Origin of the sequence: Mesorhizobium sp. ISC11, assembly GCF_037162595.1 — a bacterium.
GTDB classification, from domain to species: domain Bacteria; phylum Pseudomonadota; class Alphaproteobacteria; order Rhizobiales; family Rhizobiaceae; genus Mesorhizobium; species Mesorhizobium ciceri.
Window position 1 is genome coordinate 204,431 of sequence record NZ_JAVSPW010000002.1, and the last position, 17,622, is coordinate 222,052.

A 17,622-nucleotide genomic window follows, 5' to 3' on the forward strand; every position below is an offset into this window, starting at 1 on the left:
TCATGACAGTTTACAAGGGCGCGCTGGTCGGCTGCGGATTTTTCTCGGCCTACCATCTCAACGGCTGGAGAGGGTTGGCGGATCGGGCGAGAATTGCTGCCGTATGCGATCTCGATCGCGGACGGGCGGCAGCAATGGCCGAGCGCTTCAATATCGAACACGTCTACAATGACCTCGAAATGATGCTCGATGAGCAGGCGCTTGATTTCATCGACATTGCGACAACCCCCTGGTCGCATCTTGCGATCGGCGAGGCATGCGCACGGCGGAAACTGCCGGCGATCGTGCAGAAGCCGATCGCGCCGGACTGGGAGCAATCCGTCAAGCTCGTGGACGTGATGGAACGCGCAGGCGCGCCACTCATGGTCCATGAAAATTTCCGCTATCAGTCCGCAGTCATGGCCGCCGCCGATCGCCTTCGGTCCAACCGCATCGGCATGCCCAAGTTTGCCCGCTTCTCGTTCCGGACCGGTTACGACATCTACAAAGGCCAGCCTTATCTCGCCGAAATAGAGCGCTTCATACTTCTAGATCTCGGAATCCACGTGCTGGACGTGGCTCGATATTTAATGGGCGAGGTCGTAACCGTCTATTGCCAGACGCAGGCGATCAAGAGCGGCATCAAAGGCGAAGATACCGCGACCGTGATGCTGCGCCATGAAAACGATGGCGTCAGCGTGGTCGACATCAGCTATGAAAGCCATCGCCAGCCCGACTGCTTTCCACAGATGCTGTTCGAGATTGACGGGACGTCGGGCGGGTTGAGGGTCGAGCCGGACTATAGGCTTGTCACCACCAGGCGGGATGGGACGCTCAACGTCGAGACCATGGCGCCCGCGGGCTATTCGCCCGCCTCCGACCGATGGCTGCCGACGCAAGACAGCGTAGTCTCGATCCAGCGCCACTGGTTGGAATGCCTGGACACGGGCGCCGAGCCGGCGACCTCCGGCCGCGACAACTTGCGCACCTTCGCGCTTGTCGAGGCAGCCTATCAATCCGCGGCACGCAACGAAGCCGTTCGTCCTCGGATACACAACTCTCCTGGCACGGTGCATCAATGATTATCAAGTCCGTAAGAAGTACTGTCTATGAATGGAAGGGGCCTACATCGCCCCCACGCGCTAATCTAAGTGCCAGCCCGATGGACGCCCTCGGCGGCCTCACCGATGCCATGAGCAGTTTCCGCTTCCACCAGTGGCTGGTCGTCGAGGTCGAGACCGACTGTGGGTTGGTCGGGCTCGGCAACTGTGCGCTTGCGCCGCCTATCGCCAAGCAGATCATCGACGCCTACCTGACCCCGATCGTGGTCGGACGCGATCCGTTCGACGTGGAGGCAATCTGGCAGGCCATGTACCGCAGCACCATCGCTTGGGGCCGCAAGGGCATCGGCATGGCCGCGATCTCCGCCGTTGATATCGCGCTATGGGATATTATGGGCAAGGCGACCGGCAAGCCAGTGTTCAAGCTGCTCGGCGGGCGGACGAAGACGAAAATTCCGGTCTACGCATCGCGGCTCTACTCGCAACCTCTCGAAACGCTGGCTGAGGAGGCGCAAAGTTACCTCGATCAGGACTTCACAATGATGAAGCTAAGACTTGGCTGGGGGCCGAACGACGGACCGGCAGGCATCGCCAAAAATATCGACCTCGTGCGAACCGTTCGAGAGGTGGTGGGCGACGACATCGACGTGATGATCGAGTGCTATATGGGCTGGACGCTCGAATATGCAAAGCGCGTCATTCCGCGCCTTACCGAATTCAACCCGCGCTGGCTGGAAGAGCCGGTTCTGCCTGACGACATCGGCGGATATGCCCATCTGAACAGGCACAGCGGTGTACCGATCGCGGGCGGCGAACATGAGTTTACTCTGTTCGGCTTCAAGCAGCTTCTCGATGCCGAGGCAGTCAGCGTCATCCAGTACGACACCAACCGGGTCGGCGGCATCACCGCGGCACAGAAGATCAATGCCTTGGCGGAAGCTTACCAGGTTCCGGTCATCCCGCATGCCGGCCAGATGCACAACTACCATCTGACTATGGCGAACCTGAACTGCCCGATCTCGGAGTTCTTCCCCGTCAACGAGGTCGAGGTCGGCAACGAGCTATTCTACTACCTGTTCGAGGGCGACCCTCAGCCGGTGGGCGGACACATCAACCTCGACGACACTGTTCCAGGTTTAGGGATCAGCCTCAGCCGAAAGCACATGGACAATTTCATCGCGACCACCTGATTTCTGCTTCTTTGTCGGTGATCGGAAGTAGCGAGCCAACATTCCCGCACCAGGTTGACCGTTTTCAAAGATGTGGCGACTGGTGCGGGAGCCAGCGGTACAATCGTTCCCGTCGTTGCAAGTGTCTGCCTCGATCCTCCAGCCGGACGACGCCATCATCGTCAAAATCAAGGCGTCGCCGCTGGACGTCTTCGGCAACGCCGGACGCCGATTTCTTTTGCATCGAACCGTTTCAAATGCGTGGACCACCCACCCCGGCCACGGCCTGACCAGACTCGAGCAAAACGGATCGATAGCTGGGCTGATGCGGTTGTGCTGGATGCCTTAGGACCCGGTCGGCAAATCTACGAGCAGAGATTGGGCCGATCGAACTCGATAGAATTGGGGAGCGCCGAATGATGAAGTTCTACTTCGAGGAACCTTCCGCTGGTGACGTCGATGCGGACCTGTCGGCCCAATGCCAGGGACAATTGCTGCTTGTCATCCGTGAGATCGTCCAGGCGGCGGTCGCGGCGGGATGGAACCGGGACGACGTCCTTCTGGAATTAGTCGAACTCGCATGGGATTTGTACGAGGAACGCCGTTGATCATTCTCGCGGCTCGAGTCGACTCGTGGGGCTTGCCCGGCGTGAAGAACAGCGGCACATAGGCCGCGTCACCCACCCCTGCGCGCGCCAGCTCTTCGCCTAGCTAGTGGAGGACGGCGTCACAGCCACCCTCTACCGAGACCGCAAAGCTCTTCATCTATCCGGATCGGTTTTCGAATAGATGCCTAACGCTGACAAACACCACGCCTACGGCGCGATCGACCCAAAGGTGCAGCCGGTAGGGAATGATGCGGATGAGCCCGGTGGGATGATCGGTCAGGACGGCCAAGGGTCGCGCCGCGCCACCGGCAACAACCCTAGAGCCACATTGCGACTGGTGCCGACATCTTTGTTGCGGAGGCCCAGGCAGCTTTATTCCCGTAAACCAGACATGCCAACGACAACACTTGAGGCCGCGCTTGCCCCAGGTTCGGCGAATCTTCCATGTGCCGCACGCCACCTTGGCTCCCGGCCTTCATTGTCGTACCCTCGCGTCGCAAAGTCAGCGTGTGCAGAGGAGGCGCGTTCGAATGCGGGTTCCAATTTGGCTCCTTTCGACCTTTGTGCTGTTGTTGGCAACATTTCCATCCGGGGTGCACGCTGCCGGCGACAATCCGAAGCTCACGCCACTCGTTGCGGAGATCATCGCTCCCCCGCATGTGATTCCAGGCTCGGACGGCAGGCGTCACATCGTCTACGAACTGGCAGTGACGAATATCACTGGCGGCGATGTCCGTTTCGAGAAGCTCAAGGTCGTCGATGCCGACAGCGGAGCACCGCTTGCAGAACTCGGCCCGGATGAATTGCGCACGCGCGTCACGCCGGGCGCAAGCCGCGGCAACGAAAACCGCGAGTTGGCCGCCTATCAGTTCGCCGTCATCTTTCTGCATGTCGTGCTTGCGGACGGCGCGGCGGTTCCGGCTCGCATTACCCACGAGATCACGGCGTTTTTCGCGGTCATCGGCGCCGACATGACGGTGACGATTGGCGAGGGTGCCGTCGTTGCGAAGGCACCGGTGGCTCTTGGGCCGCCTTTGCGCGGCAAGGGTTATGTCGCGGCTGACGGCTGCTGCGATTCCATCCGCCATGTCCGCGCCCTGCTGTCGCTCGACGGCAAGTTCTACCTTGCCCAACGTTTCGCCATCGACTGGGAGCAAATCGACGACAACAACACGCTGGTCGTGGGCGACCTTAAGGTTCCTGCGAACTACCACATCTATGGCAAGCCTATCCTTGCCGTTGCCGACGGCACCGTGGTCGGGACGCGCGACGACTTGCAGGACCAAGTGCCCGGTGCGCTGCCCGCCAACTTGCCGATTGACGAGGCCGACGGAAACTTCGTCGTGCTCGACATCGGCTCGGGCTTGTTCGTCAACTACGCACACATGCGGCCGGGGAGCATTAAGGTGAAGCTCGGAGACAAGGTGCAGCGCGGCGATCAGATTGGCGAAGTCGGCAATACCGGGAACAGTCAAGCGCCGCATTTGCACCTGCATGTCATGGACAGCGCTTCTCCGTTGGCCTCGGACGGCCTCCCCTACGTGTTCGACAGCTTTACCATCACCGCCGTCGGCGAGGCCACCGAGGATTTTGACATGGCGGAAGCGACCGGATCGCCGATGACGCTTACGCCGCGCGTCCCGCCCCAGAAACTGGAAGACGCGCTGCCGCTTGACCTTTCTGTTGTTGACTGGCCACAGTGATCGCCTTGTAAAAGGCAGTGGACAGTCCGCCCTGATTTCCGAAATGGTGAGCTCGAAGCCGATGACCGCCACCCGCACAATACCCTTACGTCTTTTCCTTGCCGCTGCCGTCCTTACCTGCGCAAGTCCTGCAAACGCCGATCGGCTGCTGGACGAATCGGTCGAATTCACCGGTACATTCGCTTTTGTGAGTTCAGGCGCGCCGGGCCTGGTGATCGCCGGCGTTCGCAACGGCGAGACGGCGTTTGCCGGTTTCGGCGAAACGGTCCGCGGATCCGGCATAGAGCCGAATGCCGACACAATGATGCGAGTGGCATCCATTTCGAAGGCATTTTGCGGAGACGCTCTCGCCAGTTTGTTGGTAAAAGGAGAGATCGGCCTGACTGACCCTGTTCAGACGCACCTGCCTGACGGTTTCGTGGTGCCGGAGAAGGATGGGCGGACCCTAAGGATCATCGACCTCGCGACACAGACATCCGGCCTGCCGCGCGAGATGGCCCAGGCAGGTGGAACACCCAACGATCCCTACGCCGGCCACACAAAGGAAGCGATGATCGCAGCCATGCACGGGGAGCCGTTTCTGTTTCCTCCCGGAACTGGCGCGCTCTATTCGAACCTGGGCTTCGACCTCCTGGGACTGGCGATCAGCGGAGCGGCTGGCAAGCCGTACGCTACCGTCTTGGAGGAGCGTGTGTTGCGGCCACGCGGCATGGTGGACACGGTCTTCAATCCGCGACCTGGTGACGAGGGCCGGCTGATGCAGGGCCACAATTTCGACGGCACGCCGCTTCCCTTCGTGCCGACATCGGTGACGATGGAATGCGCCTCGGGGCTTTATACGACGCCCAACGATATGCTGAAGTGGATCGCCTGGCACTTGGCTCAAGGCGGCTCTGAGGACGATGCACGCCGCATTATCGACCACGCCAGCCTAGTCAGGAGGGATGGGCTCTCTCCGGCGCTGGGCCTCGACGACGGTGGCGCGCCGATGGATGCGATGGCGCTCGGTTGGGTTGTGGTAGAGGCCGACGGCAACCGTCCGCTGGTGCTTCACAAATCCGGAGGGCGACAAGGCATGTTTACATATGTTGCCATCGCGCCGACGCGCGGCGTCGGCGTCTTCGCGGCGATCAACCAGTTCAGCGCCGGGGGCTTTGAAGCAATGGTGCACGCAGTAAACGAACTGATCTATCAGCTCGCGCCCCGCTGACTGCGCTCTCGTCTCACAATCAGATTTCTCGTCGAGGACATTCCAATGACCGGTTCAGGCCACAGGCGCTTGCTCATCCTCTGCTTCACGGCAGCCTGCGTCCTTGCGGCTCCTCACGTCGCCGCCGCCAAAGATCGTCTGCTTGAGGAAGCCGTGGGATTTGCCGGCGGCATCGCCTTCCTGGGCTCGGGCGCTCCTGGCCTCGTGATCGCCGCGGTTCGCAACGGCGAGACGGCCTTCGCTGGCTTCGGCGAAATCCGCAAGGGCTCGGGGCAGGTGCCCGACGAACATACGCTGATGCGGATAGCCTCGATCTCCAAGACCTTCTGCGGCGATCTGATGGGCTCGATGATTGTGGATGGCGTCATCGGCGCGACCGATCCCCTTGCCAAACACCTCGGGAAGGACTGGACCGTGCCTGGGCGCGAAGGACGAACGCCGAGGCTCATCGATCTGGTGACGCAGGCATCCGGCCTGCCGCGCGAGGTACCGAACCAGACAGGCGGCACGCCGGACGACCCGTTCGCCGGCAATACCTTCGACCTCAGCCGCGCTGAGCTTGCGAAGCCAGAACCCTATCTTTTCCCTCCCGGCACGGGTGCCTTTTACTCGAACTGGGGTTACGATCTGCTCGGCCTCGCGCTCGCCAATGCCGGTGGCAAGTCCTATGGCGATCTGCTGGCCGAGCGGGTGCTCACGCCCCGCCAACTGACCGACACCAAGCTCAACCTGGCGGAAGGCGATGCGGCGCGGACCATGCAGGGCCATTTCTTCGACGGCACACCGTTGCCCCTCGTTCCTTCGCCGGAAACGATCGGATGCGCGGGCGGGCTCTACACCTCCGCCGCCGACATGATGAAGTTCATGGCCTGGCACCTTCGCAAGGATGCGGCCGGCGATGCGGAGCGTACCGTCGACCATGCGGGCTGGCTCTGGCGCGACGGTCTCTCGCCGGTAATCGGCATCGACGATGCGGGGCCGATGGGAATGATGACGCTTGGCTGGGTCGGAGTTCTGGCCGACAAGGACAAGCCCATGATGCTCAACAAGACCGGCGGATTGCAGGGGCAGTTCAGTTATGTGGTGTTGGCGCCAACGCGCGGTGTCGGTGTCTTCGCCTCGATCAATCAGTTCAGTGTCGGCGGGTTCAAGGCGATGGTCGCAGCAACGAATGATCTCGTCGCGCAACTTGCGCCAAGATAAGGGCAGTCCAGGCGGGAGCTACGCCACCTAATACGAGCTGATTAGCTGGAACAAAAAACGCGTGCCGGTATCAGTCAGACCTCGGTTATCTCTGAACGGTACCGCAACAAGCGCCCTTGCATTGAGGTGTTGCCCAAATGCAGCCTTTGCACCTATTCCGGCCGAGCCGAGTTCCGCCTCGATGTAATCCACGCCCGTATCGTGGTTCCAGACCGCACCGTAATCGACATAAGCAAACACGTTCAGATTTGGGATCGGCAAAGCCTCCGGGAGTTCGATGTTGCGTCCCAATTCCAGCGAGGCCGCTATCCCGCTATCGCCTGAAGCGGCCGAGCCATCGAAAGCCAGGCCATAGGGATCGCCGCCGAGCACCAACTGGACCGACGATGGCACCGCCGTCGGCGCATATTGCGCAGCCACTCTGAGGTGGGCGACGGCCAGCGAAGCGATCTCCTTGGTAAGGTCGAGGTCGCCCCGAAAATACCTGTAGTCATCAGGAACGCCTGGACGCGGTGCAAGCGGATCGGTGCTGCTGCTCGCGCCAAAGCCGTCGAGGCCTTGGCCGAAAGTACCTGTCACCGTGATGGCGCCGTTTTCCAACTCACCGGTATACTTAAGGGAGGCCGCCAGCCATCGGAGGTCCTCATCCGTCTGCGTTTCGCCGCCCAACGCCAGCGAGTTGTCCTTGAAGTTCAATTCAAGGCGGCTAAACAGGCTGTGGTCAATTGTCCGCAGCAGTGGGTAGTTGGCATACGCGCTGCCGAACCTAGAGGCTATGTCGAGATCGAGAGGCTTGAGGTCGGCGCCCGGCTGGGAAGAGACATAACCGATGCTATAGCCTACATGCAGTCCGTCATACCCGATCGGGACATCGTGCGAAGCCAGCACGAACTTCAACTCCTCGGGACTGTCCGGAATGGTCACCAGGGCGATGTTCGCCACATCGAACAGCCTAAGCGCATCGTTGAAGGTGCCGGTGCCGGTCAGCTGAAATGGGCCGACGGCATTGCTGCCGAGATCGTCGACTATTGCGTTTGCGCCGGCCCGCTTGAAGCCAATGTCGAGTTTCAGATCACCGCCGGCGGAGGGCGTTTCGGGCCGAATGAAAGTGCCTTCGATGGTCAGGCCGCCAAGATCGCTCATCAGCAACAGCACGCGCTCGGCCTCCTTGATCCGGATTGGCCGCATGGCGACGATGCGATCGATGTAAGGTTTCAAACGCCGCTCAATATCAGGGATGGCGCTGTTGATGGTGACCCGGCGCACGTAGGATTCGTAGAGAACGATGACGACGTTGCCGGATGAAAAGTCCTGCTCGGGAACGACGGCCCACGAGAAATATCCGGCCTTCTGGTAGATCTCGTCGATCCGCTCGGCGATGGCGTAAAGGTCGGCGGCGCTTATCTTTTTGTTCCGCTGCGCGGCCCACGCTTGCTCCAGCGTAGCGCTGGGCACCGTCACCGCGCCTCGAACGGTTATCGACCTCAAGGTAAACATTGTTTTTTCGGCTTGTTCCGAGCTCGTTGCCTTGCGTGCATCCGGAACTGACAGGTCAATCGTGCCGGGCTTCCTCGGAGCGGAATAGCGTCGGATGATCTCGTTCTGATCCGAAACCACCGAATCGATCCGCTCGGGGATCGTCTGGCTAAGGCTCGGTCCGACCATGAAGGCACTGGTTGCAAGACTGAGGGACACGCGACGTACTGCGTCGAACCAGTGGGACAGCGCCTTGCGAAGAGGCATCAATCAAACTCGCTGACATGTCGTGGCAGGGAAAATCAACGGTTATTCGAAACTTGGTTTAGCAAATTAGCAAATATGTCGGGGTCCGTCATCCCGCGATGCACACCCGTCAGTGCCCCAACAAAGCGCAGACCGCCTGAGCCTGAACCTCCCGCAAGCGGTCGAGCAACGCGCCAGCCGGCTCAGCGATGTTCAGCGTGGTGGTGACCGAGCGCGTCCCGTCGGCGGTTGATGCCGCCCACTGCGTGTAGCCCGGGAAACTGCCGGTGTGGCCATAAACGACACCGCACGGCGTGGTGTAGCGGAACAGTCCGAGACCGGCCTCGTTCGTCCCGGGTCCGGGCGGACTGGAATTGCCGGCCACGAACTTCATCTGTTCAATCTGCTCGGCAGCGCCGAAGAACTTCAGTCCGAGATCTGCCCGTATGAACATCGACAAATCATCAGGCGTCGACACGATCGCGCCCGACGCCCACGCACCGCTCGGGCTGACGAAGGTCGTGACATCTTTCGGCTCGGATCCGGGCGCGACGACATAGCCGTGGATGGCGGGCCCAGGCAGCGCGATGTCGCGCGTGGGGAAACTCGTCTGGGCGAGGGCGGCAGGACCAAACGCGATGTTCTTCAGCAGCGTCCCGTAGGGCATTCCTGTGACCGCCTCGGCGATCAGCCCGACGACGACGTTGTCCGTGTTGGAGTAGGTATACTGGGTGCCGGGCGTAAACTCGAGCGGGTCGTTGCGGACCCAGCCGATGATCTCAATGGGCTGCACGTAACCTTGAGGATTTGTCGCGACCTGCTCGGCCAAGCCCTTGGACTGCAAGTAGTCGGGCAGGCCGCTGGTGTGGTTCAGCATCTGGCGGACCGTGACGGCCGACCATGCCGCCGGCAGATCAGGCAGGTGCTGGCCGATGGTGTCGTCGAGGCCGAGCCGGCCCTTCTGGACGAGGTGCAGGGCAATGGCGCCGTTGAATGCTTTTGAGATGCTGGCGATGCGCATGTATTGGTCGACCCCCAGCGCCTCACCCGATATGACATCGGCGCGCCCCGCTGTGAGTACGGTCATGCGACCGTCGCGGTAGAGCGTGGCGATCGCCCCGGGAGGTCCATCCTCTGCATCGAGGAGCTCCTGTAGGCCGGCCTGGACCTTTGCATCGGCTGTTCTCAACTGAGCCGCGGTTAAGCCGGTCGAGCGTGCCGGGCCTTCGCTATCAGGATGTTTTACATAGAGATCCGGATTCATCTCTTCAGAAGACACGATGACTTCGTCATTGACGCCCGAGTCAATATAATCATCGGTAATTGAAAAGCCTGCCAGAAGCTGTTTGTCCGTGAGAGGATACCAGGAGCCGAGTTCGTGCGAGTAGGCGGCAATGGCCAGCATCGCGAGTTCACGATTGCTATACAGGTCGACTTCATAATCTTCGACCAATTTGCCATCCGAATATTTCTTATATCCATCAATGTAAGGATCGCGGGAATTGTCGCCTCTATACTTATCCACAATGTCGCCGACGGTGACCTTAGACTTGTTTCCGTGGAAATAGATCTTGCGGAGGAGAAAACCCCAAGCAGCTACCCCATACTCTGGGGTTTCATAAATGGCAGTTTGGTTGCCGTACCGGTCTGGCAGAGTGCAACCCACATATCCTCTCATGCTGTCTCGCTGCCATTTCGAGATGTTTATGGCGCCGGGATTGTTTGTTCGAAGGGCCCTCCGAGTAAGCGCATTTGAGGAACTATAGTCAGCGTCCGGCAGGCTGCTAAAGAAATTGCCGATCCCGACCAGACTTCTGAAGTTGAATTCAGTAGCTTCAGGATATTTCGCATCGTCGCGAAATGGCGGGGCTAGACTGCGCGCCTTGTTCGCTTGCCAAAACGGCAGCCCGAGTGCACTACCGGTCTGCATCCCCACTGTGCCGTCAACGGGCATTCCATATGTGCTCTGGAAGGACTTCACAGCGCTTGCTGTCTGCGAACCAAACACTCCATCAATCGCTGAGGCGTAAACAGATTTGTCCGTGAGTACGCTCTGTAGAAGCGCAACCCTACGATCAAGAACGTTGCTTCGTGTTTGCTGAAAGACCGGACCGACGGGTTGACGCTTGTCGCTGATGCTGAAGTTGCTGACCCATTCGCTCGACCCGGAATAATCGTCAGGTGCTCCGCATTTCAGGGGATTCGCTGCGCTAACTTCATCCGGGCTTTCAAAAGCGAAGGCCGGACCGGAAGGCAAGAGGGCCAGGAGCGCAATGCCAAGCCAACCGCCCATCCCCGGCCTGAAACAACCGCCTATCATTTGGCGACTTCACCGCATGCGTCGACTGCATCGGTCTTCGACATGCATCCTCCGATCTTCGGCGAATGTCAGTTCGCCTCCTTAACCGACATTCTCGTCTCCCGAGCACCTTTTCCATATCATCCAAAGAGTGGATGACGGAAGGTGAACTCGATTCTGATCTGGCGAATCTTTGTCAGAAACGCCGCTATCGCCGCGGCAGCCTGCAACTTCAGCGCCGAGAGCTTCCGCTTGTCCGACGTGAACTCGGAGCGAGCCATGTTTACGAGCTCGTATCGGCGAGAAACAGTCCTTTCCGGCGAATGGTTGAGCCGTGCGGTCTCCGATTGGAGCAGACCCTGACATGCGGAATTCCGATCCCCTATCAAGGGGTGCGCTTACGCACCTTCGGCGACCAGCGCGCATTTGCAGCCAAGTGGAGTCACTTGGCGTCGCGAAAGTGCGGCTGTGTTGAACGATGCCGGCCTGTCTGACTTCGCCGAGCTGCGCAAGGCGATCACACGACGGCAGCACGACCTCTACTTTGTCGCCTTCGACCTGCTGCACCTCAACGGTCATGACCTGCGCGACATGGCACTGGAGGAACGGCGTGAGATCCTTGAAAGCGTGATCCCCGCCAACATCCGCATCCAATTCAGCCAGGCGCTGCCCAGCGAGGCCAATCCATCACCTGATCGATGAAGCCGGTCTGGAGGGGCTGGCATCAAAGCCACGCCTGATCGGCGCCAAAAGGCATGAAGCGTGAAGCATGTGCGTGGCGAGGCAGACTCTTGCCATGCATGGCTGCAGGACTTTCGGGAAGAATGAGCAAGCGGGGAAGCGATTTTCTCTCCCATTGGATATCGGATGGTGATCGATATGGCTGTGGACGCAAAACGGGCAGCGCGAGCCAGGGCATTCCGGGCCAGGAGATCGATGAAGAGATCGGCCCGATCTTCGAAGACATCATGCAGGGTTGCGGGGCGCCACGCTTCGCCGCTGCGAGGAGGACTAATGCTCGGCAGCCGAGGGTTCGACAAGGTGTTGCTAATATGCAGCAGCGGCGGCATCTCTGACGGCCACCGCCTGGAACCGCTTCTCACGGCTGGCTGTAGACGTCAAAATGAGAACGAAAATCGGGAGGTGACGAAGATGGATAAGCGAGAGAACAGGATCATTGAGACGTGTTGCCTCATAGCCGTTCCGGTATCGATGGCTCTCACTATGGTGCTTGCTCAACTGATCCTTGGCTGAACCCAAGGCACCGACCAGGCAAGACATGAGCCGTATTACGCGACCGCTAAACCGGCAGGCGATCTGGCAACGCTAGCTATCGTTGCTCAGGTGGTTTCAGGATTACCTGAACATCGCGGGCAAAATCTACTACGAAACCCACTTGCTCCGCTGATGCGGATGCAAGCATTTTTCAGCGAGGTCGCGCTGGACCTGGTCTGCGCGGATGGATCGACCCTTCCTGTCCTCGTCAACGCCGCGGAGCGGCGAGGCGAATCGGGCAATCTGCGGTTCATCCGAATCACCGTCTTCAATGCGTCCGACCGCCGCCGCTATGAACGAGAGCTTCTGGAAGCGCGCCGCACTGCAGAGCGGGCCAACGCCGAACTGCTTAAACTCCCATACACTCGAACGTCGCGTGGCCAAGGCGGCCGAGGTCGCCTGAAGAGCGAGCGGGCACTTCACCAGGCGCACAAAATGGAGGCGGTTGGCCAACTGACCGCCGGCATCGCCCATGATTTTAATAACATGCTCTCAGTCATTGTGTCGTCGCTCGGGCTACTCGAGAGGCGGCTTGCAAACGGCGAGGACGTTTCCCGGTTTGTTTCCTCCGCAAACCCGGTTTGTTTCCTCCGCAAACTTAGACTAGCGCTGGGCCTCTGAGTTCGCCTCACCGAGCATTCAATCTATAGGTTCACGGACGCAACGGCTTGTTCTTGTGCATCGCAGCAACGATATTGCTGCATGTGCGTTGTGCAGGACCGTGCCATTCCGGCGCACAAGGACACCGACTTGCGAAATATATCCGATACGATCGCTCGCCTGAGCGCGATGCACGCGCGGCCAGCAGCTGGATCCGGAGAACGGAACGACGCTCACTTGTCCGAAATTACAGGGTTCGGGTCCAATCCCGGAGCCTTGCGCGCGAGGCTTTATCTTCCGAAGAACCTGGCCCGGCAGGCGGCGCTGGTCGTCGTGCTGCATGGCTGCACCCAGAAAGCGGCCAGCTATGATCATGGCTCCGGCTGGAGCGAGCTCGCCGCCGAGCATGGTTTTGCGGTGCTGTTCCCCGAGCAGCAGCGCGCCAACAACCCCAATCTTTGCTTCAACTGGTTTGTACCAGGCGATATCAGGCGCGACAGCGGCGAGGCACTGTCCATCCGCCAGATGATCGAGGCGGCAGTGGTTACGCATGGCCTCGATCGCAAGAGGATCTTTCTCACCGGTCTGTCCGCCGGCGGCGCTATGGCGGCGGTGATGCTGGCGGACTATCCCGAACTGTTTGCCGGCGGCGCGATCATTGCCGGGCTCGCCTATGGAAGTGCCTCGACGATCTCCGCAGCCTTCGACCGCATGCGCGGCCATGGCGGTCCGTCCCAAGCCGACCTCCAGCGGCTGTTGCGGGCGGCCTCGCCGCACAAGGGTCCGTGGCCGCGTATTTCGATATGGCAGGGCTCGGCCGACACGACTGTTGTGCCTGCCAATGCGGATGCAGTCCTGGCGCAGTGGCAAAGCGTGCACAATCTCGGCGAAAAGCCAACACGCATAGAGAAGGTCGACGGCCAGACGCGGAAGGTCTGGAGCGACAGCAACGGGCGCGAGGTAGTCGAGACGTTCACCATTGCCGGCATGGGCCATGGGACGCCACTGCAAACTGGCGGCGGCGATGGTCTCGGCAACGCAGGGCCTTTCATGCTGGATGTTGGGATTTCCTCGACACGCCACATCGCCCGCTTCTGGGAATTGACGAAGCCGGACGTGCGACGCAAAGCCAAAGCCAAGGTCGCTTCAGGCGCCGCATTGCAGTCCTTTGCACCCACGGAAAAACCGCGGGCAGTCCGAAACGATCCCACGCCGGAGCGAGCCAATGCGCGCGGTCCGGAAAGTGGGATTTCCAAGGTCATCGAAAATGCTCTGCGCGCTGCGGGGTTGATGCGCTGAATTGTTGTGGCGGAGGAGCTCTTTGTCTGGACCCTGCTGAACCAAGAGCCAACCATCGATAAGGCAGTGAACCCCTGCTTACCCAAGACAGCGGCGTCGTTTGGGCCAAGGCTATTTACCATCGGCCCTGGAAAGCGCTCTTGAAACAGGCCGGCCTGTCGGATGTGACGCTACATGAGCTGCGGCATACCTACGCCAGCACGATGGTTCGAAATGGCGCTCCGTTGATCATCGTGGCACAGGCCCTTGGTCGCAGCGACACCCGAATGGTGGAGAAGCACTATGCTCACCTCGCCCCGTCCTATGTAGCGGACATCGTTCGCCGACTCGCACCCGACACTTAGAGGACAATCGCAATGGCTGAGGTCGTAATTGCCTGCTCACTTGCCGTGATCGCGTGCTTCTGCGCGTTGTGCATAATCGCGTTTTTCACGCTGGCGAAGTCCGCTACCCATCCTTCTTACCTTGAACAGAAAGATGACGCCGCTCGGCGCTTGGCCGAGCCATTAGGTCCAACCGTGCGAGAAGCTGTAGCCACGGCGATGGCAAAGGCACGGCGCTCCGAAACCTATTAAGCTCAACTCGACCTACGCCATTGCCGTGAGGCGCTTGCCCGCGCGCTCGTGCACGAAGGTGGCCATGTGAATAATAGGACCGGACCGCCCCACCTTCCGTGGCGTTACAGCTATTCAGAGCGATCGACAGGTCCACGCATTTGCGATGCCGCTTGGGCTTCGAAAAAGCTGACCGGCTTATCCGACGTCGCCCAGACGCAAATTCCGTAGGCAATCCCGAAGGAGATCAACAGGGCGGGCAAGATGGGTAAGCGGTGCATGGATCGGCTGGGCCTCTTTGTTGCAGACCCGCCCACAACCTCCTGCAACCCGATCGGTTCGACATAAAATATTTACCGTGTTGGCATGGTTTACGGATGGTTTCGCAGGCCATCGCGGATGCTTGCCACTGTGTCTGCTGGCGAAGACAAAAAAAGCCCGCTGCCGGGAGGAAGTGGCAGCGGGCTCGATTTTCGAATGTGGCGCGGGAGGAGGTGCGCCTCATTCAGCGCCGGCATCGCATCTGGGAGGAGTAGATGGCCGACAATCAAAATCTACCCGCTGCCCAGCGATTTCTGCAATCGTGGATCGTGCATAGCTGCTGTGCAGATTTGCTTGTGCCGACACACGTGTAGCATCAGGCCTCCGAATTGGGCAATTTTGTAAGCTCAGCAATCGAGAAAAGGCCGGTCCCGATCCTTGGAGGCGACACCAAGGCCATTCGCGACGCAGAGGAAGAGGACGTGTTCGACAAGATCGCCGCCCCGCCCCGGAAAAAGTTTGCCAGCGGGTCGGAACACTACTGCTGCTCCGGCATTTCAGTATTTTCCTGAGGGTCTTTTTTCACGCCCGGGCTGGGTGACGTATCCACTGGCGCATTACCGCCCTGGTTTTGCACAGGAGCACGCTTGAACGGTGCCGTCTGCCAAGAGCCGTTCGATAAGGGCGTGAGTACAAAGAATGCCATTAGGCCTAGGAAAATGACGGCAATAACCGCCACGCCCCACGCCATGAGTCTTCGCGTGCCGCGTTGTTCTTCCCTGCGAGATAGATTGTCCACCATTGCTCCGGCCTCTCGTGAAGTGGCGCCTGTTGCGAAAGCATCTCCCTCCTCGAACTTCGCTATTGCATCAAAGTTCCGGCCCCGGTGCAGCATCCGCGAAAGAGCATTTTTAAGCTTAGCGCTCTAACGGCGTCGCCGGCGCATTGGGGGAATAGGCTTCGGGTTTAGCCTTAGCCACTGACCGGCGGCGAAGTTCCTCGCGAATTCCTCGGTCTCGAAAAGATGCTGGGTGGTTTCGCCATTCTCGACGAGTTGTACCGCCCACTGGCCGTCGATGTGTTCGATACGAACACCAGCCCTTTGGTCATCGTCCACGGCCCGCACTCCCACACACGACGAAGGCACCAACAAATCATAGCGCCCAAAGCGCTTCAACGTTCGAAATGTACAAAGCGAAGGAGAAGTCCTGTGACCGGCGTGGTGCGCACACTTCTGGAACGCTGGCAACCGAAGGGTCGATCACGAAGACGGTCATAGGCGAAAATGCGACTGACGCGGCATCCCTGGATTGCTCGGTCGCGCTCGGTACGCTCGGCCTGGAGGTCACTGGGCTGGAATGCCGTCGTGCGGATGATAATAGGGCGCACTCGTTGGATACCAGGGTCACCGGCTTCATCAATATAGGCTACGTATTCGTAGTCTGGCGCGTCAGGAAAAACAGATAAATGACCAAAGACTCAAAAGAGACTCAACACGAAAAGTTTCAGAGAGTAGCACGGGAACTTGAAACCGATGAGGCAGAGGAAGCCTTTGACCGCGTGTCGAAAAAGGTGGTGAAGTCGCGGCCGCCGAAGGGCGAAAAGGTCGCTAGTTCCAAAGTGGCAAAGCGGCCCAATTCGCCGGAAACCCCGCGTGACTGATCTTGATGTTTGGTGCTGTAGGAAATTGCGCCATATGAGTCTTAACCGATCGGCCCAATTGGTTCGCGGATTAATTTGTTTCAGTAGCAGCCTCATTATGGCCAAAGCCGCGTAGAGCCTGCGGTTAGCCCCAGCCATCTGCGATAGGTGGTCGAGATCAGGGATTTCCCCATGGTTCGGCAAAGCCGGTTGATCCACGAGCGGCTTATTCCAATGCCGAGAATGATGCGCGCAAACGTTCCGTATACCGCTGAGTGACCGCGTCCATGACTTGATAAGGAGTGGGCGCAGGCCACCATAGCTCGCAGAAATTGCTTGTACGTCTGAGTACCGCATCCCCGACAAGAAGGGGGATAGTGGGCCGAAATCCAACAACTCGACTGCGATCCAAACGGGCATCGTTTCGCCCGGATTCTTGGTTCTGAAATGGACGGCAAATTCCTCTTTGGAAGTCGCCGCTCGTTCATCTAGCTTTCTAAGCCATCCCGTATGCATCGAGTCCACAAAGGCGGGGTTTTTTGCAGTCGTGAATCTCTTATCAAGCAGAGCTGGTTCGCATTGGGCACGAGGATCGTGCCGGCCAATTGAAAGCGCCACCTCTGTTCGAACGGAGATTTCGATGCGTTCGATTGCATCGAGTACCAAAAGCCGAAGTCCCTTGTCGAAGGCGTACAAGTTCGTCGAGTGCTTGAACTGGGTACCCGCTTTAAACGCATTGCCGAGTGCGAAAGAGTTGTCTTGCTGCTGAACCAGTTTGCGAAACGGATACCAATATGCGCTGAGCCGGTAGTACCCTATTTGCTGTAAATATTCGTCAGCTTTCGGCACATCAGGTACGGCCATATCCCTCGATTCCAGCAGCGTACGCCGCTGAGGGATCGTCAAATATGGCTTGATATGGCATGAAAAATAAAAAGGCCGACGCTTGCATTGCAGGGGCGCCGGCCGTGTCGACCTTGTAGGTGGGTGATTTGACGGTAATGTCAAGTCACGCGATTTCCCCTCCTACCGCGTGTT

Annotated in this window: 16 protein-coding genes and 1 pseudogene; 12 read left to right on the forward strand and 5 right to left on the reverse strand. The window is 59.4% G+C overall.

Features of this window, described 5'->3' with window-relative positions:
* Positions 1 to 2 precede the first annotated feature (2 nt).
* The 6 genes from RPF88_RS32090 (at position 3) to ampH (RPF88_RS32115) (ending at position 6,933) form a co-directional block, all read left to right on the forward strand.
* The gene (locus tag RPF88_RS32090; RefSeq protein ID WP_337124072.1) at positions 3 to 1,061 is read left to right on the forward strand and encodes a Gfo/Idh/MocA family protein; all 1,059 of its coding nucleotides are present in this window, start codon (positions 3 to 5) and stop codon (positions 1,059 to 1,061) included.
* A complete protein-coding gene (locus RPF88_RS32095) occupies positions 1,058 to 2,230 on the forward strand; it encodes an L-rhamnonate dehydratase (RefSeq protein WP_337124073.1) in 1,173 nt (390 codons plus the stop codon). Before RPF88_RS32090 ends, RPF88_RS32095 begins: the two co-directional genes overlap by 4 nt.
* A 395-nt stretch (positions 2,231 to 2,625) precedes the next feature.
* Complete coding sequence (locus tag RPF88_RS32100) at positions 2,626 to 2,817, forward strand: hypothetical protein (RefSeq protein ID WP_337124074.1); 192 nt, start codon at positions 2,626 to 2,628, stop codon at positions 2,815 to 2,817.
* 446 nt (positions 2,818 to 3,263) lie between these two features.
* Positions 3,264 to 4,520: a M23 family metallopeptidase gene (locus RPF88_RS32105; protein WP_337124075.1), complete on the forward strand. Its 1,257-nt coding sequence runs from the start codon at positions 3,264 to 3,266 to the stop codon at positions 4,518 to 4,520.
* Positions 4,489 to 5,730 (forward strand): D-alanyl-D-alanine-carboxypeptidase/endopeptidase AmpH, encoded by a 1,242-nt coding sequence (gene ampH, locus RPF88_RS32110; RefSeq protein ID WP_337124076.1) that lies wholly within the window; start codon positions 4,489 to 4,491, stop codon positions 5,728 to 5,730. The genes RPF88_RS32105 and ampH (RPF88_RS32110) overlap by 32 nt, the downstream gene beginning before the upstream one ends.
* Before the next feature lie 45 nt (positions 5,731 to 5,775).
* The gene (gene ampH / locus RPF88_RS32115; protein ID WP_127371199.1) at positions 5,776 to 6,933 is read left to right on the forward strand and encodes a D-alanyl-D-alanine-carboxypeptidase/endopeptidase AmpH; all 1,158 of its coding nucleotides are present in this window, start codon (positions 5,776 to 5,778) and stop codon (positions 6,931 to 6,933) included.
* A gap of 27 nt (positions 6,934 to 6,960) precedes the next feature.
* Here ampH (RPF88_RS32115) and RPF88_RS32120 read toward each other — a convergent pair whose 3' ends face one another.
* Positions 6,961 to 8,676, reverse strand: a complete 1,716-nt coding sequence (locus RPF88_RS32120) for a ShlB/FhaC/HecB family hemolysin secretion/activation protein (protein WP_337124077.1) — start codon at positions 8,674 to 8,676, stop codon at positions 6,961 to 6,963.
* Between the two features lie 109 nt (positions 8,677 to 8,785).
* Entirely contained in the window at positions 8,786 to 10,948 is a 2,163-nt protein-coding gene (locus tag RPF88_RS32125; protein WP_127369170.1) for a serine hydrolase, read from the reverse strand.
* 477 nt (positions 10,949 to 11,425) lie between these two features.
* Between RPF88_RS32125 and RPF88_RS32130 the strand changes: the two genes are divergently transcribed.
* From RPF88_RS32130 to RPF88_RS32150, 5 genes are all read left to right on the forward strand, one after another.
* Positions 11,426 to 11,656, forward strand: coding sequence for an ATP-dependent DNA ligase (locus tag RPF88_RS32130; RefSeq protein ID WP_245465070.1), 231 nt, complete (start codon positions 11,426 to 11,428; stop codon positions 11,654 to 11,656).
* Positions 11,657 to 12,367: 711 nt separating this feature from the next.
* Positions 12,368 to 12,850, forward strand: coding sequence for a hypothetical protein (locus RPF88_RS32135; protein ID WP_442921315.1), 483 nt, complete (start codon positions 12,368 to 12,370; stop codon positions 12,848 to 12,850).
* A 168-nt stretch (positions 12,851 to 13,018) separates the two neighbouring features.
* Complete coding sequence (locus tag RPF88_RS32140; RefSeq protein ID WP_337124085.1) at positions 13,019 to 14,128, forward strand: extracellular catalytic domain type 1 short-chain-length polyhydroxyalkanoate depolymerase; 1,110 nt, start codon at positions 13,019 to 13,021, stop codon at positions 14,126 to 14,128.
* A gap of 113 nt (positions 14,129 to 14,241) precedes the next feature.
* Complete coding sequence (locus RPF88_RS32145) at positions 14,242 to 14,472, forward strand: tyrosine-type recombinase/integrase (protein WP_337124086.1); 231 nt, start codon at positions 14,242 to 14,244, stop codon at positions 14,470 to 14,472.
* Positions 14,473 to 14,484: 12 nt separating this feature from the next.
* Positions 14,485 to 14,703, forward strand: coding sequence for a hypothetical protein (locus RPF88_RS32150; protein WP_063173950.1), 219 nt, complete (start codon positions 14,485 to 14,487; stop codon positions 14,701 to 14,703).
* A gap of 778 nt (positions 14,704 to 15,481) precedes the next feature.
* Here the strand turns inward: RPF88_RS32150 and RPF88_RS32155 are convergent.
* Positions 15,482 to 15,745: a hypothetical protein gene (locus RPF88_RS32155; RefSeq protein WP_013525235.1), complete on the reverse strand. Its 264-nt coding sequence runs from the start codon at positions 15,743 to 15,745 to the stop codon at positions 15,482 to 15,484.
* Positions 15,746 to 15,868: 123 nt separating this feature from the next.
* On the reverse strand, positions 15,869 to 16,060 hold the full coding sequence (locus RPF88_RS32160) for a hypothetical protein (RefSeq protein ID WP_082827649.1): 192 nt from the start codon (positions 16,058 to 16,060) through the stop codon (positions 15,869 to 15,871).
* A 350-nt stretch (positions 16,061 to 16,410) separates the two neighbouring features.
* Between RPF88_RS32160 and RPF88_RS32165 the strand changes: the two genes are divergently transcribed.
* Positions 16,411 to 16,605: a DNA-binding protein gene (locus tag RPF88_RS32165; protein WP_337124078.1), complete on the forward strand. Its 195-nt coding sequence runs from the start codon at positions 16,411 to 16,413 to the stop codon at positions 16,603 to 16,605.
* A 267-nt stretch (positions 16,606 to 16,872) separates the two neighbouring features.
* On the opposite strand, the pseudogene RPF88_RS33490 reads toward RPF88_RS32165, so the two are convergent.
* Positions 16,873 to 17,448 (reverse strand): annotated as a pseudogene (locus RPF88_RS33490) (Abi family protein); the annotation flags it as partial.
* Positions 17,449 to 17,622 lie beyond the last annotated feature (174 nt).

Excerpts from the sequence above, each read along its gene's own strand:
- RPF88_RS32090 (WP_337124072.1), top strand. The coding sequence starts at position 3 with ATGACAGTTTACAAGGGCGCGCTGGTCGGCTGCGGATTTTTCTCGGCC.
- RPF88_RS32095 (WP_337124073.1), top strand. The coding sequence starts at position 1,058 with ATGATTATCAAGTCCGTAAGAAGTACTGTCTATGAATGGAAGGGGCCT.
- RPF88_RS32100 (WP_337124074.1), top strand. The coding sequence starts at position 2,626 with ATGATGAAGTTCTACTTCGAGGAACCTTCCGCTGGTGACGTCGATGCG.
- ampH (WP_127371199.1), top strand. The coding sequence starts at position 5,776 with ATGACCGGTTCAGGCCACAGGCGCTTGCTCATCCTCTGCTTCACGGCA.
- RPF88_RS32120 (WP_337124077.1), bottom strand. The coding sequence starts at position 8,676 with ATGCCTCTTCGCAAGGCGCTGTCCCACTGGTTCGACGCAGTACGTCGC.
- RPF88_RS32125 (WP_127369170.1), bottom strand. The coding sequence starts at position 10,948 with ATGGGCGGTTGGCTTGGCATTGCGCTCCTGGCCCTCTTGCCTTCCGGT.
- RPF88_RS32135 (WP_442921315.1), top strand. The coding sequence starts at position 12,368 with ATGCAAGCATTTTTCAGCGAGGTCGCGCTGGACCTGGTCTGCGCGGAT.
- RPF88_RS32140 (WP_337124085.1), top strand. The coding sequence starts at position 13,019 with ATGCACGCGCGGCCAGCAGCTGGATCCGGAGAACGGAACGACGCTCAC.
- RPF88_RS32150 (WP_063173950.1), top strand. The coding sequence starts at position 14,485 with ATGGCTGAGGTCGTAATTGCCTGCTCACTTGCCGTGATCGCGTGCTTC.
- RPF88_RS32155 (WP_013525235.1), bottom strand. The coding sequence starts at position 15,745 with ATGGTGGACAATCTATCTCGCAGGGAAGAACAACGCGGCACGCGAAGA.
- RPF88_RS32165 (WP_337124078.1), top strand. The coding sequence starts at position 16,411 with ATGACCAAAGACTCAAAAGAGACTCAACACGAAAAGTTTCAGAGAGTA.